Origin of the sequence: Paenibacillus sp. FSL F4-0236, assembly GCF_038000135.1 — a bacterium.
In the GTDB taxonomy this organism is placed as follows: domain Bacteria; phylum Bacillota; class Bacilli; order Paenibacillales; family Paenibacillaceae; genus Paenibacillus_AQ.
On sequence record NZ_JBBOBK010000001.1, the window covers coordinates 2194963 to 2221632 of the forward strand.

Consider the following 26670-nt stretch of genomic DNA (forward strand, 5'->3'; position numbering starts at 1 on the left):
CAACATGATTATAACTACGGGTTATAGCCCGATAATGGATATTGTAGAGCGAGCTCAGAATCTCGCAGAAAGAACGGGCTGTAAATACGCTCCACGCGAGAAATTCTCTATACCCAAGATGGTGGAACACTATGGAGATGAGGATATACTAATTCTTTCTCAAGAAGCCGTTCGTTTACACCGATTAGGGATGGAGCCTATGGAGTTTCACCCAAGCATGGGTTTCGTTCGTGCGAAACGGATTCTAAAGGGTGATATAGAACCGATGCTTGTCGCTGCTCGAATGCTTCCCGGAGATAGCGTACTAGATTGCACAGCGGGTCTAGGTGCTGATTCGTTGCTATTTGCTGTGCATGGTGGTGAGTCCTCAGAGATTACCGCTCTGGAGAGCTCATTGCCGCTGTATGCACTGCTCTATGAAGGGATGCGGCATTATACCTCTGGGCAAGTAAGGGTTAATGATGCCTTGCGTAGAATTAATGTCGTTCATAGTGAACATTTGGACTACTTACGTGCTCTACCGGATCGAAGTGTAGATATTGTGTACTTTGATCCTATGTTCCGAGTGCCGCTGACCGGTTCTGCTTCGATTTCCCCGCTGCGGCAGTTTGCTAATCGTGCAGCATTATCACTAGAGAGTGTAGCTGAGGCGGTAAGAGTGGCCCGTAAAACTGTTCTTTTGAAAGAAAAGGCTCTGAGCGGCGAATTTGAAAGGCTTGGCTTTACAGAGCTGCTCCGGAGCAACTCCAAAACATCGTACGGGGTGATACACATTGACAACTAAAGAGAGACATAAGGTTCTAGTCTTACTAGGACCAACAGCTGTAGGTAAAACCAGGTTAAGTTTGGAGCTTGCGGCTGCATATAACGCAGAGATTATTTCTGGCGATTCGATGCAGGTTTATCGTGGTATGGATATTGGTACAGCTAAGATCACTCCAGCTGAGATGATGGGAATTCCTCACCACCTAATCGACATTCATGATCCACAGGACCCATATTCTGCTGCTGAATTTCAGGAACAAGGTAGCAGACTTATCGAAGAGATAAGCAGTCGTGGGAAACTTCCATTTATTGTTGGGGGAACGGGTCTCTATATTGAGTCCTTATGTTACGGTTTTCAATTCTCTGAAGCTGTGGCTGACGAAGCTTTCCGTAAAGAACAGGATCAATTTGCAGAAGAACATGGAGCGCTTGCACTGCATGCCAGACTTGAAGCCGTTGATCCGGTCAGTGCAGCGAAATTGCATCCGAATGACCGCCGTAGAATTATACGGGCACTGGAAATTCATCACCAGACAAACACCACACTTTCCGCTTCTCATGCAGCTCAAAAGAAGGAGTCGCCCTATGACTTATGCCTTATCGGTTTGACAATGGACCGGAAAATACTATATAAACGTATTGAGGACCGAATTGATAGCATGCTTGCGGATGGTCTTGTTGCTGAGGTGAAGGGACTGCTGGAAAACGGCTACAGCAGAAGCCTTGTGTCCATGCAGGGACTGGGCTACAAGGAAATTGCCGCTTACCTCGCAGGGGAACTGACGCTTGAGGAAGCTGTGATACTGCTCAAACGCGATACTCGCCGATTCGCCAAAAGACAGTTGTCATGGTTTCGCCACATGAAGGAAATCGAGTGGATCGATGTCGAAGGTGAGCAAAACTTTTCTGAGAATTTCTCGAAAATACGTGCTATAATAGCAGGAAAGTTTCTCTCAGGTCTTGAATATACTTCTGAACAATATAATTGAACCATTGGGGGTACGTCATATGAACAAGTCCATTAACATCCAAGATACATTCTTGAACCAACTACGCAAAGAAAATATCCCTGCTACAGTATATTTGACCAACGGCTTTCAAATCCGGGGAATTATTAAAGCATTCGACAATTTTACAATCGTTATTGACAGTGATGGACGCCAGCAAATGGTGTATAAGCACGCGATTTCCACTTTTACACCACAGCGCAGTGTGTCACTTATGCAGGACAATAGTAACGAAGAATAACATTAACAAAATTGAAGTGAAACCTTTCTTGTTAATAAATCGTTTGAATAGAGTGTGAGAGAGCAACCTGAGAAGGTTGTTCTTTTCATTCAGAGAAGTCCATACATGATTTATTCAAGGAAGGGAGTCAGGAGGCATCATGTCTAGAGATGATACATCAAGGACGAACAACAATAGAAATAGAGGATCGTCCAGTTCCAATTCAAAACCAAAACCGAAAAGTAAGAAGAAAAAGAAGTTTTTGACTAAAAAGCGTGTGCTGTGGAGCTTGTTCTTTGCTACAGCGTTGGCCATTTTCTGTGCGCTTGGCGGTTATCTGTTCATTATGCTGAATGGGCAAAAACTTCTCCTAGAGAACCAAGACAAGCTGACCGTAAATGAAACTACAAAAGTATATGACCGCAATGCTAATTTAATCGGCGAATTATCGCTTGAGAAAAGCGATCCTGTAGAGTATGAGAAGATTCCACCGTTATTGATCAATGCCTTTGTGGCCACAGAAGATAAACGCTTCTTTGAGCATTCTGGTGTGGATTTATGGTCAATCGGCCGGGCAGCGGTAAAAGATATTGCTGCACGCAGCATGGTAGAAGGTGGTAGTACCATTACTCAGCAGCTGGCCAAAAACATCTTTTTGACACGGGATAAAACATTTTTCCGTAAAGCGACTGAGGTATCCATTGCTGTAGCATTGGAGAACCAGAAATCTAAAGAAGAGATCATTACGATGTACCTGAACCGAATAAACTTTGGGGGTACGATCTACGGAATTAAAGCAGCATCTGAAAGATATTTTGGTAAGAGTGATCTGAATGATCTGAAAGTTTGGGAAATTGCGACACTGGCTGCGATGCCTAAGGGACCGTCTCGTTACAACCCTCTGCGTAACCCGGATCTTTCAAAGGAACGTCGTGCAGTAGTACTTCAGCTCATGTACGAACAAGGTTATATTACGGAGCAAGAGAGAGACGAAGCACAAGCCGTGGATTATAATTATAAGCCACCTGAAAAGAAACAGCGTTATCAAGCTTTTATTGACTTCGCAGTGGAAGAAGCAGAAGAAAAGTTTGGACTATCCGAAGATGATCTGAATATTGGTGGTTACAAGATATACACCACGATGGATAAGCACGCTCAAGAAACCGTAGAAGATGCTTTTGCAGACAGTGATAACTTCGAGAAGAGTGTAGACGACGAACTGGTACAAGGTTCTATGACCATCGTGAATCAAGAGAATGGCGGCATTGTCGCACTTCTAGGTGGACGGAATTATGAGAAAAAAGGCTACAGCCGTGTAAATGGCAGCCGACGTTCTCCTGGTTCAGCCTTTAAACCAATCGTTGCTTATGCTCCAGCACTGGAAACTGGAAAGTACGACAAGTATTCTACGTTAAGCAACGAGAAGCAGTGTTTTTCCAACTATTGCCCAACTAACCTTCACGGATATTCCAAGAGTATTAGTATGAGTGATGCTATACAGAAATCAGAGAATATTCCTTCGGTCTGGTTGCTTAATGAAATTGGAGTGAATACCGGATTTAAGTTTGCTAAGAAATTGGGGATTGGACTGGAAGACGAGGACAAGAACCTCTCACTGGCTCTCGGAGGTATGAGCAAAGGAACGAATACACTGGAAATGGCACAAGCTTACAGTGCTTTTGCAAATGGCGGTGAACTTCGAGAATCATATTCCATTAAATCGATCACTGATAGTAGTGGAGAGACCGTCTTCAAGGCTAATACAACGCCTGAGCGTGTTATGAGTAAGCAAACGGCTTATCAAATGACCGAGATGATGCAAAAGGTTGTAGAGAGTGGTACGGGTAGAAAAGCAAGGATTGATCGTCCAGTTGCTGGTAAGACCGGTACGACTCAAAGTGGATATTCTGGAATCAGCTCGAACCGTGATGTTTGGTTTGTGGGATATACACCTGAATGGACAGCTGCTGTGTGGATGGGTTATGACAAGCCAAGCAAGAAACATCTGCTTAAGAATAGCAGTGGGCTTGCCGCAGCATTCTGGGGTAAAGTGATGGAGGAAGCGTTAAGGGATGTTCCTAAGAAGTCCTTCCCACAGCTAGATAATGAAATCGCTCCTGCACCTACAGAAACACCTGAACCAGCTAAGAATGTTAGTGGACTTACTGCAGCTTATGATCCATCTACGATGACAGTAAATCTGGGCTGGCAGGCAGTTCCTGTTGCGGGTGTAGAATATCGTATTTATCGTAGAGAGACATCCGAGGCTGATTTCGGTTTACTGTTAAATACGGTCACGACTAGTGCAGGAGACTTTAGTGCAATGCCTGGTCTGGTTTACGAGTATTATGTTACTTCCTACGATCCTGCAACCCAAGTAGAAAGTGAACCATCGAATGTGGTTACTGTCTCTGTGCAGGATGAGATGCCAACGCCTGAACCAACCATTGACCCTAATCTCCCGACACCAACCCCTGAGAATGGTGGAGACAATGGCTGGGATAATGGCAACGGTGGAAATAATGGTGGTGGCAACGATGGAAGCGGAAATAATGGTGGAACAGGAACTTTGCCAGAATTCACTACGCCTCCACCGTCAGCAACACCGATACCTACCGCTCCACCAGATGTACCTTCTGGAGGCGGAAGTTCGGGGAATGACAGTGGTAATGCAACACAAAGCCCTGATCAAGAGGCGAGCAATATGAATGGTGATTCTTCTGTTCAATAGTGATGCTTTAAATTTATGAAGTTAGCTTTTCTTTTCCTGAGGCTGTCTCAAAAGTAGTGAATGCTACTTATGGGACAGCTTCTTTCTTTTAAAACTCCATATTTTTCTAATAGGATATTTGATAAAAATTTGCTATATTTTGCGGGATGTTTTGAGTGTATCCTCTAAATGTGGTAAGCTGAAGAAACCATACTGGAGAGGGTAATTTCTATGAAACGTAAATTCGGAGACCGGGCCAACTGGCGCCGGATTACGCGTCGCCATTTTGCCTGCCGCTATGTGGAGAGCCGGGAATTCAGCGGATATATTACGCTTTATACCATCTACGGGCTGAAAGAACCACTGTGGAAGAGCTATGGACGGCATACATATCGTATTGCGGATAAAGGTTATTCCTGGCTGCAATATTTCCCAAAAGACAGTCACTATATTGTGACGGCTATGTTCGACGAACGGCAAAATATCATTCAATGGTACATAGACACCTGCAAGGTGCAGGGCGTCACAGACCAAGGCGTTCCATGGTTTGATGATTTGTATCTGGATGTGGTTGTGCTTTGGAACGGCGAGGTTTTCTTGCTTGATGAGGATGAATTAGAGGAAGCGCTGGAGAGGGAAGATATTTCCGAGAGTGATTATAAACTCGCCTGGGAGACAGCCAATACTATTTTACGCGGCATCGATGCTCATGCTTTCCCTTATTTCTCACTATCTTTGAAGCATCGTGCCGAATTATTTCATCATGGAGAATTCAGGAGGAAATAAAGAAATGGAATGGTATGTCTACGGAAGAGGGTCTTCCCCGATTCGGATTGTTTCCAAAAAACGCAGATTCTGGACGAAACGAACGTTGCTTATCGCTTTATCGATAATTGTGATTGCTGGATTGTTGTGGTGTGCTTATGCGTTAAACAATATTAATAAAGCTGCCACCACTGATCCTATGCAAAAGGCGGATGTTGGGATCATTCTTGGCATGTCGATGTGGGGGGATGAGCCTAGCCCAGGACTTAAGGAACGGCTGGATTACGGACTGAAGCTTTATCAAAAAGGGATGTTCCCACATCTTATTGTATCTGGTGGTTTAGATAAACCTGATTTACAATACACAGAAGCTCAAGGAATGCGTAATTATTTGGTTGCTAAAGGAGTGCCAGATAGCGCCATTTACGTAGAGAATGAAGCTACCAGCACTTACGAGAATCTTTTGTTTAGTAAAGAGATTATGGCACGTGAAGCTTTGTCTTCAGCAATAATTATTACGCATACCTATCATGGGTGGCGGGCTCATGAAATTGCTGACGAGCTTGGATATGTGAATCCTGAGCTGGGACTTACAGAATCCACCGTTCTATCGATGACAAGACATAAAACACGTGAGATTCTAGCCTATACGAAATGGAAGCTTCAGCAGCTATTCCTGTGATTTGTCCAAAAAATCCCGAATCTTCTAATAACACTTCATTTACTGGAATAGACTTGATTAGAGAAGTCAGCCCTGGATAATGAGGTGATACCGATGAGCGGACGCGTAGCAGCGGCCAGTGGACGGGAGGAAGAAAGACCGTCTCGACAAATCAATATTGTATTGCGGAGTCAAGAGCCTCCGGCTATAACTAACCCTTCTGGAGAGAGTCGGCCGGTACCTCCAAAAAATCACGGCCACACTAGCCTATTCCAAGAGTTAACGCAAGAATTGGAAGGTTTAGTGGGTCTGGACAATATCAAAGAGCTAGTCTTTGAAATCTACGCCTTGTTACAAATTGCTCAAATGCGAACTGAGGCAGGACTTGCAAGCGGCGGGCAAGCTTATCACATGGTTTTTAAAGGGAATCCCGGAACTGGCAAGACAACCGTGGCTAGAATCGTGGCTAAGCTGTTCCAGCGTATGGGTGTACTGACCAAAGGACATCTTATTGAGGTGGAGAGAGCCGACCTTGTAGGAGAATACATCGGTCATACTGCACAGAAGACTCGCGATCTGGTGAAAAAGGCTTTGGGTGGTATTTTGTTTATCGATGAGGCTTATAGCCTCGCTCGGGGTGGAGAAAAGGATTTTGGAAAAGAAGCGATTGATACGCTCGTCAAGGCCATGGAGGATCATCGCAGTCAATTTATACTTATCTTAGCGGGGTACTCTGGGGAGATGGAGTATTTTTTGATGAGCAATCCCGGATTGCCTTCACGGTTTCCGATACAGGTGGAATTTCCTGATTATACGATCGATCAACTGCTGCAAATTGCTGAACTCATGGCAAAAGATCGCGACTATATTTTGATGCCACAGGCGATACTCAAGTTAAAGCAGCATTTGTTAGTAGAGAAGACGGAGAGTCTTCATGCTTTCAGTAATGCGCGGTATGTTCGCAACGCCATTGAGAAAGCTGTTCGGGGTCAGGCTGTAAGACTGTTAAACCAGTATGAAAGTACCAGCCCAGGCAAGCAGGAATTAATGACGCTTCGAACTGAGGATTTCAAATTATGAATTACAGGATACTATCACCGTCATAAGGAGCATGACATACATGGCAATAACAACGCATGATACGGAAACAGATGTACAAGATCGAGCGATATTGGTAAGTCTCGTCACAGATAAAATTAAAAGAACCGGAATTGATCCAGAGCTTTCACTACAGGAATTAGTGCAATTAGCCGAAACCGCTGGTGTTGAAGTTCTGGATGTGCTGCGTCAAAACAAGGAAACGCCTGATTCTAGATGGTTTATTGGTAAAGGTAAAGTAGAAGAGCTACGGATGGCTGCTGATGCTCTCGGGGCTAATACAGCTATCTTTGATCAAGAATTGTCCGGAGCCCAAGTACGGAATCTTGAAGAAGCTCTGGATCTTAAGATTATTGACCGGACGCAGCTTATTCTGGATATTTTTGCGGGGCGTGCGAAGACGCGAGAAGGAATTATTCAGGTAGAGCTGGCACAATTGTCCTATCTGTTACCCCGGCTTTCCGGCCAAGGGAAGAACTTATCCAGACTAGGTGGAGGAATTGGTACCAGAGGTCCGGGTGAAAGTAAGCTGGAAACCGATCGCCGGCATATTCGTGATCGGATTACGGAGCTGAAACGCCAGCTGGATGAGGTTGTTAAGACTCGTGAGCTACATCGGGAGCGTCGCCGCAAGGCGGGAGCGGTGCAAGTCGCACTTGTTGGGTATACGAATGCAGGGAAATCAACGCTGCTTAAGCAACTAACCGATGCGGATGTCTATATTGAAAACCAGTTGTTTGCCACACTGGACCCTACTTCACGTGTGCTTGAGCTAGCAGGTGGTAAAGAAGTCGTGCTTACGGATACTGTAGGCTTCATTCAGAATCTTCCGCATGATCTTGTCGCATCTTTCCGTGCAACGCTGGAGGAAGTGAATGAGGCTAATTTGGTGCTACATGTGGTGGATGCCTCTTCACCAATGCGTGAGGAGCAGATGGAGATTGTCCAATCCATCTTGCAGGATCTTGGTGCATCTGGTACACCGCAAATCGTACTTTTTAATAAAATTGATCTATGTCAGCCTGAGCAACTGGAAATGTTGCCTACAGGTACAGGGTACTTGAAGATCAGTGCATTTAATCCTGAAGATTTAACACGGATTACCGAAATGATCGCCGATGAACTGGCTGGCGACACACTCAACTTCCGCATTCCCGGAGACCGAGGTGACATTTCTTCCTTGCTCTACAGGGTGGGAGAGGTTCTGGAAACGACATATGATGAGAACGATGTGCTCTATAACGTTCGTCTTAATAAAGAGGATTATGACAAATGGGGTTACATGCTTGCTGATTTTGTGGACCAGCAGTAATCTTGTCAGTCATTCCTAAGGTGGAAATGCTTCGTTTATAGGTATAAAATAATAGCTAATCTAGAAAGCGTCAGTTTACTGCCGCTTTCTGTCATTATGATGGCAAGTAAATGTAAGGAGCGAATAAGAACGAATGGTAGTTTTTGCAGAGGATATTTTGAGCGCGGCAGAGGCCGCAGAAGTTGAAATAGAAGGCGCTGTCAAAGCCCTTGATCGTATTGTAGATAAGAATCAGTGGAAGGTTATAGAAGCGTTCCAGCGTCATCAAGTCAGTGATTTTCACTTTGCCGGTTCAACGGGGTATGCGTATAATGACCGTGGCCGTGAAGTGTTGGATCTTGTCTATGCTGACGTTTTTGGTGCGGAATCTGCACTGGTACGCCCGCATTTCGCTTCAGGAACACACACCATATCAACAGCCCTATTTGGTGTACTGCGTCCAGGAGATGAGCTGCTATACATCACAGGACGTCCGTACGATACCTTACATAAGGTAATTGGTCACACAGGGGATGGGACAGGTTCTCTCGCAGATTTCGGAATTACTTACCGGGAGGTTGCTCTTACTGCAGATGGCAAGATCGATTGGGATGAGGTAGCTCTCGCTATTAACGAAAATACTAAAGTGATTGGAATCCAAAGGTCACGCGGATATGATTGGCGTGCTTCTTTCACAGTGGCTGAAATTGGTGAAATGACTTCGAGGGTAAAGGTGTTGAAACCGGAAGTGATTGTCTTCGTAGACAATTGTTATGGTGAGTTTACCGAAGAGCTTGAGCCTCCACAGGTTGGTGTGGATCTAGTAGCAGGATCGTTAATTAAGAATCCGGGTGGTGGTATTGCTGAGACAGGCGGTTATATTTGTGGCCGACAGGATCTTGTAGAATTGGCAGCTTATCGATTAACCGCTCCTGGCATAGGTGGTGAAGTGGGGGCTATGTTAGGAACAACACGTGGGCTTTACCAAGGGTTGTTTATGGCACCGCACACGGTCGGACAAGCTTTAAAAGGAAGTATTTTTGCTGCATCCGTATTTCAGCGATGCGGGTTTGAGACAAAGCCAGCGTGGAACGAGCCTCGTACAGATTTGATTCAGGCGGTTTCCTTTGATGGACCAGAACACTTAATTGCCTTTGTTCAGGGCATACAACGCGCTGCGGCTGTGGACAGCCATGTGGTACCAGAGCCTTGGGATATGCCAGGTTATGAACATCCTGTTATTATGGCTGCAGGTACGTTTATACAAGGTGGAAGCTTGGAGTTATCTGCAGATGCACCTATACGGGCTCCTTATATTGGCTATATGCAAGGCGGGTTAACCTATTCACATGTTAAATATGGCGTTTTGATGGCACTTCAAAGTATGCGTGAAAGAAAATTGCTGTAAGAATATCTCACATACCATTGACACGCTGTATTAGGAAATGTACAATGAGATCAGAAAAAGATCATTGGAAGGTTGGATGAGTCATGGGTGATGAAATCCGCAGAAATATGGCACTATTTCCTATTGGAATTGTAATGAAGCTGACTGATTTGTCCGCGAGACAAATTCGTTATTATGAGCAGCACAGTCTGATCGTACCAGCACGTACGTCGGGGAATCAGCGTTTGTTCTCTTTTAATGATGTTGAGCGCCTATTAGAAATTAAAGCTCTGATCGAGAAGGGTGTTAATATTGCTGGCATTAAGCAAGTAATGAATCCTGTCTCTAAGGAATCCGAGGAAGCTACTGTTATTACCCCTGATACAGAGGTTAGACGTAGAGAGTTATCCGATTCCCAGCTTCACCGAATGCTGAAGCAAGAACTAGTTTCCGGTAAAAGACCGGGACAAGTGTCTCTGATTCAAGGTGAGTTATCCCGGTTTTTTAATAAATAATAATATATAGAAGTTCGAAAGGGAGAGGATCACATGAGCTTTTCTAAAGAGGATATTTTACGCATTGCCAAGGAAGAGAATGTTCGTTTTATTCGTCTGCAATTTACGGATCTATTAGGTACTATCAAGAATGTAGAGATTCCAGTTAGCCAATTGGAAAAAGCGCTTGATAATAAAATGATGTTTGATGGTTCTTCCATCGAAGGTTATGTACGGATTGAAGAATCTGATATGTATCTCTTCCCTGACCTAGATACATGGGTAATCTTCCCTTGGGTGACTGATAGTCGTGTAGCTCGTCTGATTTGTGACGTCTACATGCCAGATGGTACACCTTTTGCTGGAGACCCGCGTGGTATCCTCAAACGTTGTCTGAAGGAAGCAGAAGAAATGGGTTTCACAGCTATGAACGTTGGACCAGAACCTGAATTCTTCCTATTCAAGACAGACGAAAGAGGCAATCCTACTACGGAATTGAACGACCAAGGTGGATACTTTGACTTAGCGCCAACGGATTTAGGGGAAAACTGTCGTCGTGAAATCGTACTGACCCTTGAAGAAATGGGCTTTGAAATCGAAGCTTCCCACCATGAAGTAGCTTCGGGCCAGCATGAAATTGACTTTAAATATGCTGACGCGATTACTGCTGCTGACCAAATTCAAACCTTTAAGCTCGTCGTGAAAACGGTAGCCCGTCAACACGGCCTGCATGCAACTTTTATGCCTAAACCATTGTTCGGTATCAACGGATCTGGTATGCACGCTCACCAATCCTTGTTTAAAGGCAAAGAAAACATGTTCTACGACGAAAGCGACAAGCTGGGTCTGAGCAAAACTGCACGTTACTACATGGCTGGTATTTTGAAGCACGCTCGTGCTTTTGCAGCGATTACTAACCCAACAGTTAACTCATACAAACGCCTTGTTCCTGGTTATGAAGCACCTTGCTACGTAGCTTGGTCTGCAAGTAACCGTAGCCCAATGATTCGTATTCCGGCTTCTAGAGGTCTTAGCACACGTGTTGAGGTTCGTAACCCGGACCCAGCAGCTAACCCTTACCTCGCACTTGCTGTTATGTTGAAAGCAGGTCTTGACGGAATTAAACGTAAGCTTGATCTTCCAGCTCCGATTGACCGTAACATCTATGTGATGTCTGAAGAAGAGCGCATCGAAGAAGGCATTCCAAGCTTGCCATCCGATTTGAAAGAAGCACTTAGCGAAATGATCCGCAGTCATGTTATTACCGAAGCTCTCGGCGAACATGCTTTGGCTCACTTCTACGAGCTAAAAGAAATCGAATGGGATATCTACCGCACACAAGTGCACGAGTGGGAAAGAGCGCAATACATGACTCTTTACTAGAATAAATCAGCCCTTGGCGCTCTAAGCGTTAAGGGTTTTTTTCTGTGTGGGTAAGGTTTGGAGGTTTTATGGAAGGTTAATGAGCGCCCCCGTAATGCCCCCTGAAAACGTAGTTTTATTCGAGGATACTAAGCAGTTGGAGTTAGAAAAGGCAAAAGAAGAACGACTGCAGCAGATTGAACCTATAGCAGATCTAATCATAACGGCTGCTGGCAGGGATCTCCGAGCAAAGGAAATTAGATTTTTGGAATCATTAGAAACCAAGGATCTAGAAACCTTCACTGCAATGTTTACTGATGCTCTTAATGGCTATGCTGCTCAGGGTTCTTATCATCCAAATGACCGATTTGAAGATTATAAATGTCTTATAACAACGAATTAAAGTTATTTATGAGGGAAGGCTGAAGATGGAATTCATTTCGAAAAAGCAGCAAGCAATCATCGACTTTATTGAAAAATTCTCATTTGAATTTCTTTATCCGTCCAGCATACGCGAAATTGCAGTAGCCATGGGGCACCAGTCAATATCGACAACTCACGGTTTTATTAAGCGCTTGAAGAACAAAAGCTCCTGTCCTGGAGGAGGAATCAACAAAGAACCATAGTGTTCACCAGAAAAGCAATGAATCAGGTAATTAAGGCAGGAGCATTTGAGATAAATGCCAAGGCTGAGCTGTGACACAAAAATAAGGGGCATAAGCCCCAATGACGGATAATAAGACATGGTTCTGGCAGTTCGAAATTTCTAATTGATCAGACAATAATTCTTTCTGACATATTTCCTTCATCCTGCAAATGCTATTCCATTAAACGCAGCATTTACCATCCATATTCCGTTTCTCCCAACTTCTAAGTCTGAGTAAATAAAAAGTGAATAGCGAATTTGACCATTTGAAACAGTAGGAATATCGGGGAAATCTCCTGCGGTTATGGAGATTGTGGATGCTGTACTCTCTATAGGACCTGGTCGGACTTGCGATTCATAGATTATTGTGCCAGAACCAAGGATTCCGTTTCCGTTTCTTTCTATTACGACTGTTACTGAGGTTTCATCTGGTGTATCGAAAGCTTTATAGAAAGTTACTGAACCAGACAACCATATACGTACCTTGTTTGCATCTGGCGTTCCTACAATTGAAGATGTTTGAATTCCCAAATCTCCAATCAAAATTGGGTTGACGTATACGTACTCAATTGCACTCCCTAACCCAGACATATGTTCCGAAATCCGCATATCAAGAGCTCGTGTTGTCATGAGACTCACTCCTTTTTTATTTATAGAGTATGTTGTCCAACAAGTCTTGTGAGCCTTTTTTTAGAGTAGATAGGAGGGGAAGTATGAAAGCCATAACCATCATTCAGCCATGGGCAACGCTCATAGCTCTCAGGGAGAAGAAGTTTGAAACGCGCAGCTTTCCGAACGACAAGCCCGAAAAGGAACATTGAGCAGAGAAGAAGTTGAGTTAATGGATGCGCTGGATGCTCTAGAAGAGTCACAACAACTGAACAAAACTTATGAACGCTCAATAAGTAACAGTCTAGAAAACATAGATAGGATCGGATAGCACTTAAGGAGGTGCAGCAGACCATAGCCCGACAACGGGAGGTACTGGAGTTCTATGCAAATCAAGTACATTGGGAACTGCCAAGCTTCGGTAGAGGTCATTCAAAGGTTACGAGCGACAGAGGAAGTAAAGCACGTGAATTGTTGGAGGAAGGGAGCAACAAGGCATGACACAGGTAAAGGATAAGACAAACATTTGCCCCCGAGAGAGGGCATAGGCAGCATATATCACGCTTAGTAGTGTCAAAGAGTAGATCGGGGGATTCGCTAAATGAAAAAGTCTAAAAAAGTAAAGCTACAAGAGCATTGCATTATAAGGCTTCAATACAGTTATTCAGACGGAGGATAGCAGGATACAACGAATGTAATCCATTCTTGTGTGATACAATACCTGATCTAGTTAAGTATTTATCTTTGGAAGGAATAGAAAGGTTAAAGGAAAAAGGAGTAGCCGATGACAAATGAATTAATTGATAGGAATGAATCTCCTGTCAAAGTAGGTGACCAAGTAGAGGTAAGGCTCCCTACATATATCGGACACATCGTCTGCAGCGGACCTGTAGAGTACCGGACAGAGGATGTAGGCTGCTACGGACCGGTTACGGCATTAACGATCCGCAGAGAGGATTTACGTATCTCAGTAGCATTAGCAAATCTACAACAAAAATGATAATTTTACAGCTGTTTGTCCATCGTCCGACAGCATAAACCCAGCAACACGAGGGCCGCACCAGATCATTAAGGGAGTAGGAGTATCCCTCCTCTCCCAAAGGCACAGTAGACGCATACTGCGACATAAAAAAAGATAAAAGTGATTATGCACCCTTATCTTTTTCAAGCAATTCTATTATTCTGTCTAATTTTTTCTCTATGCTAGCATTTTTATCTGAAACCTTGTTTTTAGTTAGATAATCTTTTTTTAACAGTAAAACCAAGGGAATTGCCCAAACAAATGCCAATGGTATTAAAAAAATATATTGCAAGATAACACCTCATTAATAGTTATTGTTTTATTATAACAAACTAAAAAAAAGAACTTATTTGAAGTTATTTACTGCGCAGTACGAAGATACATGACATTAAGGGATAGAGGAGGTTACAGCACTCCTCTCCCACATATTGCGAATCAGGGAAGAGAAGTTCGTTTTGATAACGAAATGATGTTTTTGTCCTTATCATCACCATGGTCCGCATTTTCTTCTATCTCTTTTTTCTCATCGTGAAACTCAATATGAGAATAGGCCGTGATGTAGTCAAATGGAGTGTAATTATTACTTGGTAATTTTCTTGTAAGTAATATCTTGACAATGATGATTCCTAATGAGAAATAGAAAATGGCTCCTACTCCAACCAACATGAATTGTACTAAGTTCATTGTTAACACCACCTTTGTTTGATTTTATAATTTAATGTTAATATTTACAAGTTTACCGAGATTTGATGCACATTACGAAGATACATGGACAGAGAGGGTTAATAGCCCTCTTTTCCCACAAGGAGGATATAAGAGATAGTTTGGCTGTACTGAACTATAAGGGGGCTGAGATAATCGGCAAGGTCGCGGTAATGCCGAAATACCCCTGCACCTTCTGCCGAAAGAACGAAGCTACTCAATTGTGTGACTTTGTAGTCGGTTACTCATGGACTTCTGCTAAAGATGAACGGGGACGGATGATAGGAAGATACCACGAAACATGTGATAACGCCTATTTGCAAAGAGTGTGCCACAACAGTCTCTTGGTTTGAGTTTTGTCCGTAATGCAACGAGCTACATGCCACGATCCAGAAGCAACATGATAAACGGAGAAGCAAAGTGAACATTGATATAGCTTATGGGAGATATAAAGGTTAGGGGGCTGAGACCCCACACATTTAGGTATAAGGGGGAGGGGAGGAGAGGATATGAGCAAACCGATCAAGTTTCGAGCTTTGAAAGATATCTATTGGGATGATTGGGGCCATATGCGACGAGTATTCGAAAAAGGACAGGTTTATGATGGCGTTATGCACTCAAATGGAAATGTTTCAGGGTACAGCCCTTTCTACGATGTGAGTGATGGGTTAGATCAAGGCGAGTACGAATTAATTTAAGTGGCACTACAGGCCGTCTGGCCATCGAGTCAGACTGAGTAATCCCAGTAAAACGGGGGCCGGATAATCTTCAGTTCTTACCCATTAAAAATATACCATAGTAATCCATAAGCTATTCCGAAGTAAGCAATCACACCCAGTAAAGAGATGGACAAAAGAATAATGATAACTTTCTTGCCGTTCATAAAATTCACCTCTTAATTCGAATAAAAAACCTCTCCTAATTTTTAGTGTAGGGGAGAGGCCGAGAAAGAAAGATTAGGCACAGCCCTCATCATCCAACTTGATTATAAATTAAATAAATACTTACCATCAATTGATTTTATAACTGGAGGTCATACCTAATGAGCGATTGGTACTTAGGAATTATAAGCAAAGAGAAAGAAACATCAGGCGGTGGGCAAGGAGTCATTAAAAACTCGCAATTGTCTCCAGAGGAAAAGGCAGGGTTAGATCTAAAGTATCGACGCCCAACAGGGAAAGCAGCAGAGAGACCATTCGTTATTAAGGGGTCAGTGGAATGAAATACAAGGAAACTCAAAAAGCATTGGCTGACGGGCATAGACAATTTATTTTTACTGCAAGCCCCCAGCATGGATGGAATATCTGACAGCCTATGAAGTAGAGTTTCAATAGGAAGAAGAGGAAGGACGATGTTTGCAACCTCATGAACAATACGCTATTGAGGATGCTATGCATGATTTATCTGAGAGAGAAAGGCAATGCTTCGTTCTACATCACGGTTGCAGAATGTCATTAAAACAGATTTCTCAAGAACTAGACACCAAAAAAAGCACGGTACAATCTTTATCTGGATCGAGCTACAACCAAAGTAGAGATTAACAAGGGAATGAGTTTATTTCTCCAATGTGTCTAGTCTTGCCGTACGCCTGCCACCTATATATAGGAGGAACCATTACATATGGTTCCTCTATAGCAATTGTTTATAGTAAATGTGACCCGAATCCCATTATCGCGGTATATGGATTGCCCATACGGTATGTCACTACTTATTTTCTAGGTTGTAAGGGCATACCGTTTATTATTCTTCAAAAGGATATGAATTGTATTTATAACTCCAGTTCTCTTCAGGTAAGATAAGTAAATTATACACTTCTGTTTTTGTTGCTGTAAGATTATCAACAATATCTAAGTATTCAAGGTTGACTTTAATTAAATTTGGATCATCCTTGCTAGCTTTAGTGCTGATTAGTTTTATTTGATATTTATCTCTTATCTCTTTTAATCTTTCTTCAGAAACATTTCTTGGATCTGTAACTGATCCACTTGTAAAACCAAATTCAAGTATTACTGCATTTTCTAAACTCTTTAAATCGTGTTCAAAAGTCATTGGTTGCCCAATTAGTTGCTTTACATGCGCTAAATCTTCAAGATATTCGCTGTAGTGTTGTTTTTCTAAGTCAGAAAAACAATCATTAATATATCCATATAATGTATCATCATTTAAATCTGCTTTTTCGTCACTAAATTGAGAATCAAAAACATCTTCAGCTAAATAATCATAAGGTTCAAGTAAGGATTTTAAACTCGTTATTTCACTTTCAGTAAAGAATTGTTTGTTTTTAAATTTTTCATCAAACTCTTTTACAATTTCTGTTGAAACTTTAAGCAAGTCTATACTAACGTATCTATCATATTTTGAAGATAGATCAAGTGTAAAAGTCAAATCCGAGGCATTCTCGACTTGTGCTGGTAATTCTACTCCTTTTATATCAGCTACCACTTGAAGACTTTTTTGATGAAATGTTTGTAGTGGAGAACATGCGGTTACTGAAATTAGTGATGAAGTAGTTAAAATGATAAACAAAACATTTTTAAATTTCATAGAAAAGATAACTCCCTTTTATGTAAAATAATAAAAAGACATAGATCCTACTAGTTTAACATTCTCAGTAGGTAAATTGTACCAGAATTATTTGAATTAAGTTTAAAGAATGACATCTCCAAGCGCTTCATAACCCCCAAAGATGCAGATGTGAGGCGTAGGAAAGTGTATGGTGGAACGGCAAGTAAATACTTCCTAATGTCGAATAGATTTATATCAAGTCAAAGGGAGGAGATCGTTAAGCAAGAAATAGATGATTGGTTATCTTCCCAGGAACGTAAGGAAAAACTTGCTGGTGAACGCTACTACCGGAATAAGGCTGATATCTTAAAACGTAAGCGAATGACCATTGGAGCAGGTGGGGCGCTGGTAGAAGCTACAAACCTCGCTAATAATAAGATCGTTCACGGATTCTTGCGAAAGTTCGTTGATCAGAAAGCCGGTTATCTGCTGAGTAAGGAAATGAGCATCCAGACAAAGAACAAAGTTTATGATGAACTGTTGACAAGGATTTTTGATAAAGGATTTAAAAGACTATTAAAAAACCTGTTGAAGGAGAGCGTTAAAAAGGGGTGCGCGTGGTTGCATGTTTATTTAAGAAGGGAGTGCCCCGTCAGCGATGGCTGTTGAGGCACTCCCTTCTTTTTGAGGATATTCTTGAGCATAAGGACAAACTGCATTAAATTAGTCGTCTGATTAGGCTTATAGGTTCGCATACAAAGTTGCTAGCGAACCGCGATGCAGTTATTGGCCTGAAAAGTACCAAATTATGCTCTAAAGAAGCAATAAGGTTACTGGAGTGCGAAACCCTGCACAAAAGACGATTATTTTGTAAATAACTTCATCTGAGTCAAAACTCGAAGAAGAGGACTCTCTCCGGTAGTGGAGAATAATGTTAGAATATCTTATATATAGATATCCAATGCTTTCCTGGGAGGAGCTCTAATATGCGCATATTCATATATATAGGACTGGCTTTTTTTGTGATCTCTGGTATATGTATTGGCGGATTTACGACAGGTACTCAGCAAAGAGGGAATTTTTATTCGGAATCTAAAGAAGACCGTAAAATTAAAAACAAAGTAGCGAAATGGTCTGCTTTAGGAGGAGTTCTTTCCTTGGCTATAGCTGGAGTAGTATATTTGTTGTGATCTTTACCACACTCAAGTTCAAGAGTGGTAAAGATTGCAATACATGACTTTTTACAAGAACCTTTAGACCCTTTATGTCTTTGCCGTTGAGTTTTTTTATATTTATAGTTCTAGTAAAATGGAATTTAATATAACAGTCACAATTATTCTTATCATCTGACATTATTTTATATTTTTCTTGCAAAGGTATATCTTTCATAGGATAATATGGGTATATTTTCCTAGCAAAAGTTGGAAATGGATATTATCTGAGAGGAAGTAGAATATTGAAAACAAAGAAACCTTTTTTTAAAAAATGGTGGTTTTGGCTTATTATTGTTTTTGTTGTAATAGGGGTGATTGGATCACAGGGGAATGATAGTGAACCCACAGTATCAAAATCAGAACCAGCAGTGGCAAAGGTAGATGATACTGCAGCAACAGAGAAACCGGTCGAAACGGAAAAGCCTACCAGCAAGCCTACTGAAGAGCCAAAGGAAACGATGATAACTGAAGTTGGACAAACCATCACAACTAAGAATTTTAAGCTTACAGTTGAATCTCTGGAAAAGCCTAAGGGAAATGATTATGTACAACCATCAGAGGGTAATGAGTTTGTAGAAATCGGAATTATACTTGAGAATATTTCCAGTAAAGATTATATGGTAAGCTCTATGCTAATGTTCAATGCATACCAAGACAGCTTCTCCATAAATGAAGATCTCTTGGCTCATACTTTGGATAGTCAAGTAGGAACAATGGACGGCGCTTTAGCTGCGGGAAAGAAAATTCGTGGCAAACTAGCTTACCAGCTTCCTAAGGATTGGAAAGAACTTGAAATCAATACTGATTTTACGGTTTTAAGTTTTAGTTCAGATGGAGAAATCAAAATCGTTCTTCAAAATAAATAGGATATCTCACATATAAGAGTCTCGCCAATGCTGGCGGGGCTTTTTTTATTGTTAAACCTGATAATCTGCATTTACATAAAGTACCAAACCGATTATATTGAAAGAAAAGCGTAATGGATGAGGGGTGTTATATTTGGCGAAGATTTTTAATGAAAATACAGTTTCATTTAAACAAAAGTTATCTCCGATCCCTGAGTTTGCTTGGCATACGAGTGAGAGGTTAGCTGAGATCGCTAATTCTAAACATCTTGTCTTCGACATAAGATCGCTTGATCCAGATAAGTATTCCTTTCCTTATCATTTTCATAGAAACGCTGAAGAAATATTTGTGATTTTGACGGGAAAAGCGATGTTAAGAACTCCCGAGGGTTTTAGTGAGGTTTCTGAAGGTGATGTACTATTTTTTGAAATAGGACCTGAAGGAGCGCATCAACTTTATAATCATACGGATGCCCCTTGCAAGTATCTTGATCTCCGAACGAACCAGGGCATAGATGTTTGCGAATATCCGGACTCAGGTAAAATCAACATTCTCCCCTATCAAGAAATTTATCAGGCGGATCAACAAGCGGACTATTATAAAGGAGAAGAGCAGGTAAGGGAGAAATGGAACGGAATGGAGGATCACACTTGATTCAAGATCGATGGTTCACAGTCACGAAAATTGATCCAATTACTTATGCAATCAGTGAATATGGGCATTGGGAAAAGGTGCACTCTTTTTTGTTGTTAGGAAAAGAACAAGCGGTGTTGATTGATACGGGATTAGGCATCGACAATATAAAAAGAATAACGGATCAGTTAACGGATTTACCTATCGCTGTCATCACTACGCATGTGCATGCAGACCATATAGGCAGTCATGGACAATTTGAGATGATCTATGTTCATAAAGAGGATGAGGATTGGCTGATTAATGGAATACGAGGTTTGTCCCTTGCCCAGATCAGAAAAGATATGAGCCGAGATATTACTCTTCCTGTTCCTGAGACGTTTGATCCTAATACGTATACGCCTTATCAAGGAAAACCAACAGCTCTATTGCGAGAGGGAGATGTGCTTGATTTAGGCGGGCGTAGATTAGAAATTTACCACACACCGGGTCATTCACCAGGTCATATTAGCATCTTTGATCATGCCAACGGGTATCTGTTTACAGGGGATTTGTTGTATGATGTTACGCCAATTTATGCTTTTTATCCCTCTACTAGTCCGGCAGATTTAGTGGCTTCTTTAGAAAAGATTGCGCAAATTCCAAATGTATCTCAAGTATTCGGCTCTCATAATACGTTGGGTCTAGATCCAGTTATTTTGCAAGAGGTTATGAAGGCAGTTCGTGAATTACGTGAACGGGATCTTGTCGCTCATGGTACGGGCATTCACCAATTTAACGGATTTAGTGTGCAATTTTAAAATGAATGTTGGATGCAGCGAAAACGGCCCTCCCAAAAGGACCGTTTTTTTGTCTTTCCTTAAGGTTTTCAAAATTTCTAATTGGGAAAGGTAAAGTGAAGTAATAATAGGCGGAAGGGGGGCATTCATTCGGATACGATCGACCTGAAGAACGTATGTAATTGTTGGACTTGGGAGTAAGCTTCTTTGTACTGATTATCGGATTGTTGAATGGGTAGTAAGCCTGGCAAGAAGGAAATACTATACACAGGTATTTCATTGCTGTTCATGTATATTTTAAGCGTAAGTTCCTCGATAACATCAGCCTCTTCGTCACCGCTATTAACCACATTAATATCCGCACTTGAAGCAGTTGATTTGCTGTTTTGTTGTCGTTTAGATACTTTTGAAAGGGTTAGTGCGTTAACAACAATCTCTGATCCCATTATATTGTCGAACGAGTATAGCTTTGCTATTGCCTTTTTGCTTGTTTTCGGATTGCTGGTACCTATTGCTATTTTTTTATAAGGTTCATTAAGGGCGATCAAGTGCGATTGATTGGGCGGAATGAATGTTTTGGTGAATATAATATTAAAAGATGAGGTTGCGTTTAACAGCTTAGAAAGTTCAGAAGAAGTAGATAGTTTTTTTAATTCTATAATAACGGCACTTAGAATTAAGATTCCTCCTACAATGGCAAACATATACATCAAGAAAATCAGCATGTAATCACACCTCCAAAGATCTCAGTAGAGCAAGATTTATTGCTTATTGAAAGATATGCCTGAATTCTCTCTACTAGTATCTGTTAAGAGCGAAAATCGTGGGAATTTAGGAAACGACTACTGATTAGAAAAAGAGAAAGCACCCAGAGATCTGCCGATTTTGCGAGCTGAGTGCAAAATTGGGGCAACTGCTGGAGTGCTTTGTTGAGAGCTTTTTAAAATAAATATGTCAAAATCATAAGAAATTGAAGGCTGTGATTTGATCGGTATAAACAATTAGCTGTTTGTATTCGATCGGAGATTCATAGTGAGTATAGGGTCTTACAGAAACATCATTAAGGACTACAAAGTTATAGCTGAAATTTTTATCGGGATGTTCCGCACCTAAATAAGATATGTATTCATCTACAATGACATCATCCATTAGAGATTTTAAGTCAAAAACATCCTCTTTATTGGAGGTGGAAGGGGAGATGGTCCCTTGAATACTGCCGAATGAGGTGAGTAAATTTACTTTTTTTCCACTCGCTTGATCGTTATTTAACAATAAGCCAGAGAGTTTAACAAGTGCATCGACTTTAAAATCGACGAGGGTTCTAATTTTTGAGTTGTTCAAAACGAGACACTTCCTTTCAATTTGAAATCCTGTTAACATTATTCGACATATAACCACATAATTCCTATTAGGTCATCAAAAATACATAAATACAAACACGCCCCCTCCATTGAACCATGAGTGAGGCGTGTTTATCTATAGAGATAGATTTAATTCCTGATCGTTACTCGTGTTCCAATAGGAACAATCGCAGCTAGTGCTAACACATCTTTATTGTACATACGAATACAACCGTGGGATACTTCGTGCCCTATGGATGAGGGATCATTATTTCCATGTATCCCATAGTGAGGCTTAGATAGACCCATCCAAAAGACCCCAAATGGACCACCTGGATCGGGTTGTTTGTTAATGATTGTGAATTCACCGAGTGGTGATTGAGTTAACATTTTACCGATTCCGACTGGGAAGCCCCTGATCACAATGTCGTTATCAAGAAGATAAAGCATACGCTGCGTCAGATCAACTATAATCCGGTAATTTGGCATTGTGCAACACTCCTTTCTAATTAAGATATGAGGAGGATGCCTAAACGGTTATTCATTAAAAATGGTCATTTTAGCTTATGGGAACAAATGTTCTGTGATTGATAAATGGGGTTTGATAACAGTGAAAAAGCTGTTCTGCATTTGCAGAACAGCTTTTTAAAAAATAAAAGAAAGTATATATTTTTACGATATATCCTATCCTTATACTTCTCGTAGAAACGGATACCGTCCTTTAAAGGACGGTATCCGTTTTCGCTTGGTAGGAGTGCATACTTAGTGGATATCTCGAAATAATCCGATAACTCTGCCGAGAATGGTCACGCGATTAAGGCGAAGAGGCTCGTACGCCGGATTCTCCGGCTGAAGACGTATATGATCACGTTCTTTATAAAAAGTCTTAACGGTTGCTTCATCTTCTTCGGTCATAGCTACAACGATATCTCCGTTATCAGCCGTTTGTTGTTGACGAACAATAACATAGTCGCCATTCATAATCCCAGCTTCGACCATACTGTCACCTTGAACCGATAACATAAATACTTTGTTATCTCCAACATAGTGAGTTGGAAGCGGGAAGTAGTCTTCAATATTCTCAGTAGCAGTGATAGGAACCCCGGCGGTAACCTTACCTACGACAGGAATGCGAGCGACGGTTTGCGCGAAATGATGGACATTCTCGGAATCCTCTTGGCCAAGCAATTCTATCGCACGAGGCTTCGTTGGATCTCGACGGATAAGTCCCTTCTTCTCTAGCCGATCTAAATGACCGTGAACTGTGGAGCTGGAAGCAAGACCAACAGCTTCTCCAATCTCCCGGACGGAAGGAGGATAACCCTTGCTGCGGACTTCGCTACGTATAAATTCCAGGATCGCCAGCTGGCGACTTGAAATCTTTGACATTGGAATCAACCCCATATAGTAATGTTTGGGAAAATTATAACATAGAACTACCGTTCGCACAAACATAAGTTCTAACTATTATAAATATTAATTCGAAAGAGTTAATAAATGGTAGTCTTGTATTGATTGCGTTTCCTTCATCTAAACGATAAGAGTGATTCTTTATATGAAGAATATGGTAAATAGTAACCTCTGAAAAAAAGAGAACAATTGTTCTAAAATAGTATTGAACAAAACACATGTTCGTGTTATTATAATTTCAAAAGTAAGAACAAGTGTTTGGAGGATGATATTCATGTTAAAATACAGTACATACCGCAGCATCTACGATAAAGCCCCAGTGGTTGAATCTTTAGGACATAATCCTATTACCCGTTATTCAGCTCAGATTAAAGAAATTACAGAGCTTTTGCTTGAAGGCTTGATGCGTTTGTTCCGAAGAGATTTTGTTATTAAACTGACATTGATCATCGTGCTCGTACTATCAGGACTTACAGTAGTAGGTAATGTATTTGCAGGATCTACTACTTTAATGAAGGATGAGAAGCGCGTAGTGGTTGAACGTGGAGATACACTTTGGAGTATTGCTCTTGAGAATAAACCTTCTGATATGAAAACGGCTGTATATATAGAAGGAATTAAAAAATCCAATGGCATTAAAGGTAGTCAGATTAATGCTGGAGATATTCTCACTTTACCTATTTATTAATATTCTAAGAACATAATAAGAGGACATGAAGAGCTTGCAGGGAGTAAACCTTGACAAGCTCTTTTTCTCATGGCAGAGTTAGAATTAATTTATAAGGGGAGGGAAAGTTTTGAATATTGATGAGTTGGTCGCGCGTATTAACGAATTGGCACGCAAACAGAAGAGCGTAGGCCTTAATCAAGAGGAAACGGCGGAACGCGCCAAGCTTCGTGAAATTTATTTGGGGAATATTCGCAATAACTTCCGAGCACAATTGAATACGATTGAATTGGTCGATAATGATGAGCATGAACAAGGTAACAAGGGGCGTAAGCATTAACACCCTGTTCCTTTTCATAGATATTACTGGATGACTAGGGGGAACGCATATGGCCCGTTCTTGGGAAAGAATGGTTCAACGCAACACGCAGCAAATTAATAAGCAAAGAAAGAAACAGGGGAAGGAAACGATTTACGCATCTAAATCTAAATCTCCTGGTAAGAACAGCGAAACCTTTAAAGGCCGTAACATTGCATTTCCAGTAGTGTTATTAGTGCTTGGTACTATGTTTTGGATGATTGGTTCAGTGGACCAAGCCAAAGGTAATGGTATGCTTATGAACTGGCTAGGAGTCGTTTTGTACTACTTACTAGCGGCACTTCTGTTCTTCCGACGTCCGTACTTGAAGGTAGAGAATGCTAGACTATCTACTATAAAATTCAACCGCGAACGTTATCTGCCAGCTTCTGATATTGAGAAAATCATCCTTTCGCGTGGAGCTGTTGTAATTAAGCATAAAGGCAAACGCACGAAATGGATTTTTACCAGACTTATGAATCGTTATGATACCAATGCAATGGGGACTCGACTGGAAGCATTCGCAAAAGCTCACCAAATTGAAGTAGTTCACGAATAGAAATTAACCAGCCATGGGAGAGGGAGACCTGTAATGCCAATTTCCGCCGTACTATTTGACCTTGATGATACACTGCTCTGGGATGATCGGAGCGTTAATGAAGCATTTCGTTCTGCATGTGAAGCCGCTGGGGATACGATTGATCCACAAGAACTGGAACTTGCGGTGCGTAAAGAAGCCATTGGACTATATGAATCCTACGAAACGAACCCGTTTACAAAGATGATTGGGATTAATCCGTTTGAAGCACTTTGGGGGAACTTTACTGCAGGTGAACAGCCGGAATTCCGTCAATTGGAGCAGCTTGCACCGGGATATCGTAAAGAGGCATGGCGTCGTGGTCTTGCAGCACTTGGTGTAGAGGACGAAGCTCTTGCTGAGACATTAGCAGCCAGATTCGCAGCAGAGCGTAGAAATCGACCTTACATCTATGAAGAAACGATTCAGGTGCTTGAAGAACTGAAGGGGAAAGTGAAGCTATTGCTTCTGACTAATGGATGCCCTGCATTGCAACAAGAGAAACTAGATGGCGTACCTGAAATCGTTCCTTTCTTTGATCACATCGTGATTTCTGGAAGCTTCGGAAAAGGAAAGCCGGATAAGGAAATTTTTCTGCATGCCCTAGAACTTTTAGATATTGCACCTGAGCAAGGAGTTATGGTCGGAGATAAGCTTACAACGGATATTCGTGGTGGGCTGGCAACAGGTTTGACTACAGTTTGGATTAATAGAAAAGGCAAACAGCCAGATCCGGAAATTCAGCCGGATTATGAAATCAAACATCTTGGAGAGCTTCTTTCATTAGTCCAATCTTTATAAAATTGAGTAGAAGAGGCTTTCATTCATTTAAGCTTTAAGATGGCAGTGAGTTCCTAGGTATCTAGGAGACTTGCTGTCTTTTTTATATCTACATCATATTTAGTATGTTAGATGAGATTTACTAGTATATGATTTAAGTCACAAGAGTTTAGCTGAATTGATGCGAAATACTGAAAAACCAATAATAATGTGTATAATAGATGGAGAATGTATAACATGAATTGGTAGATTCTTAGTAATCAATTCGACTGGGAGGAATCTAAATGAAGATTTCAAGAACAATAGTTCCTTTATTATTAGGTGCAACACTTTTAGTATTGGGAGGATGTTCATCAGACCAAACTAAACATTCTGGCGTACATAATATGAACATGAACATGGACATGTCTATGGAACCTATCAAGGTCGAGTTACATTGGAATCCTGAAGAGGTTGTTGTAAATCAGAAGGTGACCTTTGAAGCAGTGGTGACGCAAGACAACTTGGCAGTAGATGATGCGAAAGAGGTTCTGTTCGAAATTGTGAGTAAAGATGATAGTGAACAGAAAATTGAATTTAAAGGAAAGCTAGTCAGTGATGGAATCTATCAAGCAGAGGGAACACTAACGAAAGAAGGACAATATATTGTTACATCACACGTAACTGCTAGAACTCAGCATTCTATGCCTAATAAAGAACTCTCTGTAAAACCATAATTAAAAGAATAGCAATTCCTATGATTACAGATAATGCAGAGTGGAAAGGAAGGCTTTTCGAAATTCCTTTATTCTGCTAAACTTACTCTAATGTTTTACTGGGGGGA

At 41.4% G+C, this 26670-nt stretch carries 35 protein-coding genes and 1 pseudogene; 28 read left to right on the plus strand and 8 right to left on the minus strand.

Annotation, left to right across the window (positions count from 1 at the left end):
• The first annotated feature begins 4 nt into the window (after positions 1-4).
• The 13 genes from NSQ29_RS09990 (at position 5) to NSQ29_RS10050 (ending at position 12386) form a co-directional block, all read left to right on the plus strand.
• Complete coding sequence (locus NSQ29_RS09990; protein ID WP_341124949.1) at positions 5-784, plus strand: class I SAM-dependent methyltransferase; 780 nt, start codon at positions 5-7, stop codon at positions 782-784.
• Positions 774-1754: a tRNA (adenosine(37)-N6)-dimethylallyltransferase MiaA gene (miaA, locus tag NSQ29_RS09995; RefSeq protein WP_076283510.1), complete on the plus strand. Its 981-nt coding sequence runs from the start codon at positions 774-776 to the stop codon at positions 1752-1754. The genes NSQ29_RS09990 and miaA overlap by 11 nt, the downstream gene beginning before the upstream one ends.
• Positions 1755-1773: 19 nt before the next feature.
• The gene (gene hfq, locus NSQ29_RS10000) at positions 1774-2013 is read left to right on the plus strand and encodes an RNA chaperone Hfq (RefSeq protein ID WP_042128368.1); all 240 of its coding nucleotides are present in this window, start codon (positions 1774-1776) and stop codon (positions 2011-2013) included.
• 139 nt (positions 2014-2152) lie between these two features.
• Positions 2153-4723: a transglycosylase domain-containing protein gene (locus NSQ29_RS10005; RefSeq protein WP_341124950.1), complete on the plus strand. Its 2571-nt coding sequence runs from the start codon at positions 2153-2155 to the stop codon at positions 4721-4723.
• A gap of 210 nt (positions 4724-4933) precedes the next feature.
• Positions 4934-5488 carry a DUF402 domain-containing protein gene (locus tag NSQ29_RS10010; RefSeq protein WP_042128364.1) on the plus strand — a complete coding sequence of 185 codons (555 nt, stop codon included), beginning with the start codon at positions 4934-4936 and terminating at the stop codon, positions 5486-5488.
• Positions 5489-5492: 4 nt separating this feature from the next.
• Entirely contained in the window at positions 5493-6149 is a 657-nt protein-coding gene (locus tag NSQ29_RS10015; RefSeq protein ID WP_341124951.1) for a YdcF family protein, read from the plus strand.
• A gap of 93 nt (positions 6150-6242) precedes the next feature.
• Positions 6243-7208, plus strand: a complete 966-nt coding sequence (locus NSQ29_RS10020) for an AAA family ATPase (protein WP_042188887.1) — start codon at positions 6243-6245, stop codon at positions 7206-7208.
• 40 nt (positions 7209-7248) lie between these two features.
• A complete protein-coding gene (hflX, locus tag NSQ29_RS10025; RefSeq protein WP_042188885.1) occupies positions 7249-8538 on the plus strand; it encodes a GTPase HflX in 1290 nt (429 codons plus the stop codon).
• A 133-nt stretch (positions 8539-8671) separates the two neighbouring features.
• Positions 8672-9925, plus strand: a complete 1254-nt coding sequence (locus NSQ29_RS10030; protein ID WP_076283514.1) for a methionine gamma-lyase family protein — start codon at positions 8672-8674, stop codon at positions 9923-9925.
• 83 nt (positions 9926-10008) lie between these two features.
• Positions 10009-10419 (plus strand): MerR family transcriptional regulator, encoded by a 411-nt coding sequence (locus tag NSQ29_RS10035; protein WP_042128355.1) that lies wholly within the window; start codon positions 10009-10011, stop codon positions 10417-10419.
• A gap of 33 nt (positions 10420-10452) precedes the next feature.
• Complete coding sequence (gene glnA / locus NSQ29_RS10040) at positions 10453-11781, plus strand: type I glutamate--ammonia ligase (RefSeq protein WP_042128352.1); 1329 nt, start codon at positions 10453-10455, stop codon at positions 11779-11781.
• A 94-nt stretch (positions 11782-11875) separates the two neighbouring features.
• Positions 11876-12163 carry a hypothetical protein gene (locus NSQ29_RS10045; protein WP_341124952.1) on the plus strand — a complete coding sequence of 96 codons (288 nt, stop codon included), beginning with the start codon at positions 11876-11878 and terminating at the stop codon, positions 12161-12163.
• Between the two features lie 25 nt (positions 12164-12188).
• Entirely contained in the window at positions 12189-12386 is a 198-nt protein-coding gene (locus NSQ29_RS10050; RefSeq protein WP_341124953.1) for a LexA family protein, read from the plus strand.
• A gap of 179 nt (positions 12387-12565) precedes the next feature.
• Here NSQ29_RS10050 and NSQ29_RS10055 read toward each other — a convergent pair whose 3' ends face one another.
• Complete coding sequence (locus NSQ29_RS10055) at positions 12566-13036, minus strand: hypothetical protein (RefSeq protein WP_341124954.1); 471 nt, start codon at positions 13034-13036, stop codon at positions 12566-12568.
• Positions 13037-13119: 83 nt separating this feature from the next.
• On the opposite strand from NSQ29_RS10055, the pseudogene NSQ29_RS10060 reads away from it, so the two are divergent.
• Positions 13120-13197 (plus strand): annotated as a pseudogene (locus tag NSQ29_RS10060) (2-oxoglutarate dehydrogenase E1); the annotation flags it as partial.
• A 602-nt stretch (positions 13198-13799) separates the two neighbouring features.
• Complete coding sequence (locus NSQ29_RS10065) at positions 13800-14015, plus strand: hypothetical protein (RefSeq protein WP_340970202.1); 216 nt, start codon at positions 13800-13802, stop codon at positions 14013-14015.
• Between the two features lie 145 nt (positions 14016-14160).
• On the opposite strand, the gene NSQ29_RS10070 is transcribed toward NSQ29_RS10065, so the two are convergent.
• Together NSQ29_RS10070 and NSQ29_RS10075 are read right to left on the minus strand one after the other, a co-directional pair.
• Complete coding sequence (locus tag NSQ29_RS10070) at positions 14161-14328, minus strand: DUF4083 family protein (protein WP_339241639.1); 168 nt, start codon at positions 14326-14328, stop codon at positions 14161-14163.
• A 143-nt stretch (positions 14329-14471) separates the two neighbouring features.
• The gene (locus NSQ29_RS10075; RefSeq protein ID WP_339241636.1) at positions 14472-14720 is read right to left on the minus strand and encodes a DUF3951 domain-containing protein; all 249 of its coding nucleotides are present in this window, start codon (positions 14718-14720) and stop codon (positions 14472-14474) included.
• 527 nt (positions 14721-15247) lie between these two features.
• Between NSQ29_RS10075 and NSQ29_RS10080 the strand changes: the two genes are divergently transcribed.
• From NSQ29_RS10080 to NSQ29_RS31510, 3 genes are all read left to right on the plus strand, one after another.
• The gene (locus tag NSQ29_RS10080; RefSeq protein WP_076283523.1) at positions 15248-15436 is read left to right on the plus strand and encodes a hypothetical protein; all 189 of its coding nucleotides are present in this window, start codon (positions 15248-15250) and stop codon (positions 15434-15436) included.
• A 344-nt stretch (positions 15437-15780) separates the two neighbouring features.
• Complete coding sequence (locus NSQ29_RS10085; protein WP_339241632.1) at positions 15781-15960, plus strand: hypothetical protein; 180 nt, start codon at positions 15781-15783, stop codon at positions 15958-15960.
• A gap of 133 nt (positions 15961-16093) precedes the next feature.
• On the plus strand, positions 16094-16279 hold the full coding sequence (locus tag NSQ29_RS31510; RefSeq protein WP_076283525.1) for a sigma factor-like helix-turn-helix DNA-binding protein: 186 nt from the start codon (positions 16094-16096) through the stop codon (positions 16277-16279).
• 199 nt (positions 16280-16478) lie between these two features.
• Here NSQ29_RS31510 and NSQ29_RS10090 read toward each other — a convergent pair whose 3' ends face one another.
• The gene (locus NSQ29_RS10090) at positions 16479-17282 is read right to left on the minus strand and encodes a hypothetical protein (RefSeq protein ID WP_341124955.1); all 804 of its coding nucleotides are present in this window, start codon (positions 17280-17282) and stop codon (positions 16479-16481) included.
• A gap of 198 nt (positions 17283-17480) precedes the next feature.
• On the opposite strand from NSQ29_RS10090, the gene NSQ29_RS10095 reads away from it, so the two are divergent.
• The 5 genes from NSQ29_RS10095 (at position 17481) to NSQ29_RS10115 (ending at position 20736) form a co-directional block, all read left to right on the plus strand.
• A complete protein-coding gene (locus NSQ29_RS10095; protein WP_341124956.1) occupies positions 17481-17912 on the plus strand; it encodes a phage portal protein in 432 nt (143 codons plus the stop codon).
• A gap of 317 nt (positions 17913-18229) precedes the next feature.
• Positions 18230-18433, plus strand: coding sequence for a DUF5316 family protein (locus NSQ29_RS10100; RefSeq protein ID WP_076283528.1), 204 nt, complete (start codon positions 18230-18232; stop codon positions 18431-18433).
• A 266-nt stretch (positions 18434-18699) separates the two neighbouring features.
• The gene (locus tag NSQ29_RS10105) at positions 18700-19323 is read left to right on the plus strand and encodes a DUF4352 domain-containing protein (RefSeq protein ID WP_339265098.1); all 624 of its coding nucleotides are present in this window, start codon (positions 18700-18702) and stop codon (positions 19321-19323) included.
• A gap of 133 nt (positions 19324-19456) precedes the next feature.
• Positions 19457-19957: a cupin domain-containing protein gene (locus NSQ29_RS10110; protein ID WP_052404320.1), complete on the plus strand. Its 501-nt coding sequence runs from the start codon at positions 19457-19459 to the stop codon at positions 19955-19957.
• Positions 19930-20736, plus strand: a complete 807-nt coding sequence (locus tag NSQ29_RS10115) for an MBL fold metallo-hydrolase (protein WP_341124957.1) — start codon at positions 19930-19932, stop codon at positions 20734-20736. Before NSQ29_RS10110 ends, NSQ29_RS10115 begins: the two co-directional genes overlap by 28 nt.
• 125 nt (positions 20737-20861) lie before the next feature.
• On the opposite strand, the gene NSQ29_RS10120 is transcribed toward NSQ29_RS10115, so the two are convergent.
• The 4 genes from NSQ29_RS10120 to lexA form a co-directional block, all read right to left on the minus strand.
• Positions 20862-21440: a hypothetical protein gene (locus NSQ29_RS10120; protein WP_341124958.1), complete on the minus strand. Its 579-nt coding sequence runs from the start codon at positions 21438-21440 to the stop codon at positions 20862-20864.
• A 235-nt stretch (positions 21441-21675) separates the two neighbouring features.
• Positions 21676-22056 (minus strand): hypothetical protein, encoded by a 381-nt coding sequence (locus NSQ29_RS10125; RefSeq protein ID WP_042188853.1) that lies wholly within the window; start codon positions 22054-22056, stop codon positions 21676-21678.
• A gap of 149 nt (positions 22057-22205) precedes the next feature.
• On the minus strand, positions 22206-22544 hold the full coding sequence (locus NSQ29_RS10130) for a L,D-transpeptidase (protein WP_339265090.1): 339 nt from the start codon (positions 22542-22544) through the stop codon (positions 22206-22208).
• Between the two features lie 273 nt (positions 22545-22817).
• On the minus strand, positions 22818-23444 hold the full coding sequence (lexA, locus tag NSQ29_RS10135) for a transcriptional repressor LexA (RefSeq protein ID WP_042188849.1): 627 nt from the start codon (positions 23442-23444) through the stop codon (positions 22818-22820).
• Between the two features lie 295 nt (positions 23445-23739).
• On the opposite strand from lexA, the gene NSQ29_RS10140 reads away from it, so the two are divergent.
• The 5 genes from NSQ29_RS10140 to NSQ29_RS10160 all read left to right on the plus strand — a co-directional run bounded on the left by NSQ29_RS10140 (position 23740) and on the right by NSQ29_RS10160 (position 26563).
• The gene (locus NSQ29_RS10140; RefSeq protein WP_339265088.1) at positions 23740-24153 is read left to right on the plus strand and encodes a LysM peptidoglycan-binding domain-containing protein; all 414 of its coding nucleotides are present in this window, start codon (positions 23740-23742) and stop codon (positions 24151-24153) included.
• A gap of 109 nt (positions 24154-24262) precedes the next feature.
• On the plus strand, positions 24263-24472 hold the full coding sequence (locus NSQ29_RS10145; protein WP_042188845.1) for a DUF896 domain-containing protein: 210 nt from the start codon (positions 24263-24265) through the stop codon (positions 24470-24472).
• A gap of 49 nt (positions 24473-24521) precedes the next feature.
• Positions 24522-25049: a hypothetical protein gene (locus NSQ29_RS10150; RefSeq protein ID WP_042188843.1), complete on the plus strand. Its 528-nt coding sequence runs from the start codon at positions 24522-24524 to the stop codon at positions 25047-25049.
• 33 nt (positions 25050-25082) lie between these two features.
• Positions 25083-25868: an HAD family hydrolase gene (locus NSQ29_RS10155; protein ID WP_341124959.1), complete on the plus strand. Its 786-nt coding sequence runs from the start codon at positions 25083-25085 to the stop codon at positions 25866-25868.
• A gap of 263 nt (positions 25869-26131) precedes the next feature.
• The gene (locus NSQ29_RS10160) at positions 26132-26563 is read left to right on the plus strand and encodes a FixH family protein (protein ID WP_052404319.1); all 432 of its coding nucleotides are present in this window, start codon (positions 26132-26134) and stop codon (positions 26561-26563) included.
• The last annotated feature ends 107 nt before the right edge of the window (positions 26564-26670 follow it).

What these genes read in the sequence shown, in the direction of transcription:
- NSQ29_RS10085 (WP_339241632.1), top strand. Translation starts at nt 15,781, where the DNA reads ATGAGCGATTGGTACTTAGGAATTATAAGCAAAGAGAAAGAAACATCA.
- NSQ29_RS10155 (WP_341124959.1), top strand. Translation starts at nt 25,083, where the DNA reads ATGCCAATTTCCGCCGTACTATTTGACCTTGATGATACACTGCTCTGG.
- NSQ29_RS10130 (WP_339265090.1), bottom strand. Translation starts at nt 22,544, where the DNA reads ATGCCAAATTACCGGATTATAGTTGATCTGACGCAGCGTATGCTTTAT.
- NSQ29_RS10075 (WP_339241636.1), bottom strand. Translation starts at nt 14,720, where the DNA reads ATGAACTTAGTACAATTCATGTTGGTTGGAGTAGGAGCCATTTTCTAT.
- NSQ29_RS10065 (WP_340970202.1), top strand. Translation starts at nt 13,800, where the DNA reads ATGACAAATGAATTAATTGATAGGAATGAATCTCCTGTCAAAGTAGGT.
- NSQ29_RS10050 (WP_341124953.1), top strand. Translation starts at nt 12,189, where the DNA reads ATGGAATTCATTTCGAAAAAGCAGCAAGCAATCATCGACTTTATTGAA.
- NSQ29_RS10090 (WP_341124955.1), bottom strand. Translation starts at nt 17,282, where the DNA reads ATGAAATTTAAAAATGTTTTGTTTATCATTTTAACTACTTCATCACTA.
- NSQ29_RS10045 (WP_341124952.1), top strand. Translation starts at nt 11,876, where the DNA reads ATGCCCCCTGAAAACGTAGTTTTATTCGAGGATACTAAGCAGTTGGAG.
- NSQ29_RS10020 (WP_042188887.1), top strand. Translation starts at nt 6,243, where the DNA reads ATGAGCGGACGCGTAGCAGCGGCCAGTGGACGGGAGGAAGAAAGACCG.
- hfq (WP_042128368.1), top strand. Translation starts at nt 1,774, where the DNA reads ATGAACAAGTCCATTAACATCCAAGATACATTCTTGAACCAACTACGC.
- NSQ29_RS10055 (WP_341124954.1), bottom strand. Translation starts at nt 13,036, where the DNA reads ATGACAACACGAGCTCTTGATATGCGGATTTCGGAACATATGTCTGGG.
- lexA (WP_042188849.1), bottom strand. Translation starts at nt 23,444, where the DNA reads ATGTCAAAGATTTCAAGTCGCCAGCTGGCGATCCTGGAATTTATACGT.
- NSQ29_RS10095 (WP_341124956.1), top strand. Translation starts at nt 17,481, where the DNA reads ATGTCGAATAGATTTATATCAAGTCAAAGGGAGGAGATCGTTAAGCAA.
- NSQ29_RS10115 (WP_341124957.1), top strand. Translation starts at nt 19,930, where the DNA reads ATGGAACGGAATGGAGGATCACACTTGATTCAAGATCGATGGTTCACA.
- NSQ29_RS10100 (WP_076283528.1), top strand. Translation starts at nt 18,230, where the DNA reads ATGCGCATATTCATATATATAGGACTGGCTTTTTTTGTGATCTCTGGT.
- NSQ29_RS10035 (WP_042128355.1), top strand. Translation starts at nt 10,009, where the DNA reads ATGGGTGATGAAATCCGCAGAAATATGGCACTATTTCCTATTGGAATT.
- glnA (WP_042128352.1), top strand. Translation starts at nt 10,453, where the DNA reads ATGAGCTTTTCTAAAGAGGATATTTTACGCATTGCCAAGGAAGAGAAT.
- NSQ29_RS10015 (WP_341124951.1), top strand. Translation starts at nt 5,493, where the DNA reads ATGGAATGGTATGTCTACGGAAGAGGGTCTTCCCCGATTCGGATTGTT.
- NSQ29_RS09990 (WP_341124949.1), top strand. Translation starts at nt 5, where the DNA reads ATGATTATAACTACGGGTTATAGCCCGATAATGGATATTGTAGAGCGA.
- NSQ29_RS10030 (WP_076283514.1), top strand. Translation starts at nt 8,672, where the DNA reads ATGGTAGTTTTTGCAGAGGATATTTTGAGCGCGGCAGAGGCCGCAGAA.
- NSQ29_RS10150 (WP_042188843.1), top strand. Translation starts at nt 24,522, where the DNA reads ATGGCCCGTTCTTGGGAAAGAATGGTTCAACGCAACACGCAGCAAATT.
- NSQ29_RS10005 (WP_341124950.1), top strand. Translation starts at nt 2,153, where the DNA reads ATGTCTAGAGATGATACATCAAGGACGAACAACAATAGAAATAGAGGA.
- hflX (WP_042188885.1), top strand. Translation starts at nt 7,249, where the DNA reads ATGGCAATAACAACGCATGATACGGAAACAGATGTACAAGATCGAGCG.
- NSQ29_RS10010 (WP_042128364.1), top strand. Translation starts at nt 4,934, where the DNA reads ATGAAACGTAAATTCGGAGACCGGGCCAACTGGCGCCGGATTACGCGT.
- NSQ29_RS10160 (WP_052404319.1), top strand. Translation starts at nt 26,132, where the DNA reads ATGAAGATTTCAAGAACAATAGTTCCTTTATTATTAGGTGCAACACTT.
- NSQ29_RS10120 (WP_341124958.1), bottom strand. Translation starts at nt 21,440, where the DNA reads ATGCTGATTTTCTTGATGTATATGTTTGCCATTGTAGGAGGAATCTTA.
- NSQ29_RS10080 (WP_076283523.1), top strand. Translation starts at nt 15,248, where the DNA reads ATGAGCAAACCGATCAAGTTTCGAGCTTTGAAAGATATCTATTGGGAT.
- NSQ29_RS10140 (WP_339265088.1), top strand. Translation starts at nt 23,740, where the DNA reads ATGTTAAAATACAGTACATACCGCAGCATCTACGATAAAGCCCCAGTG.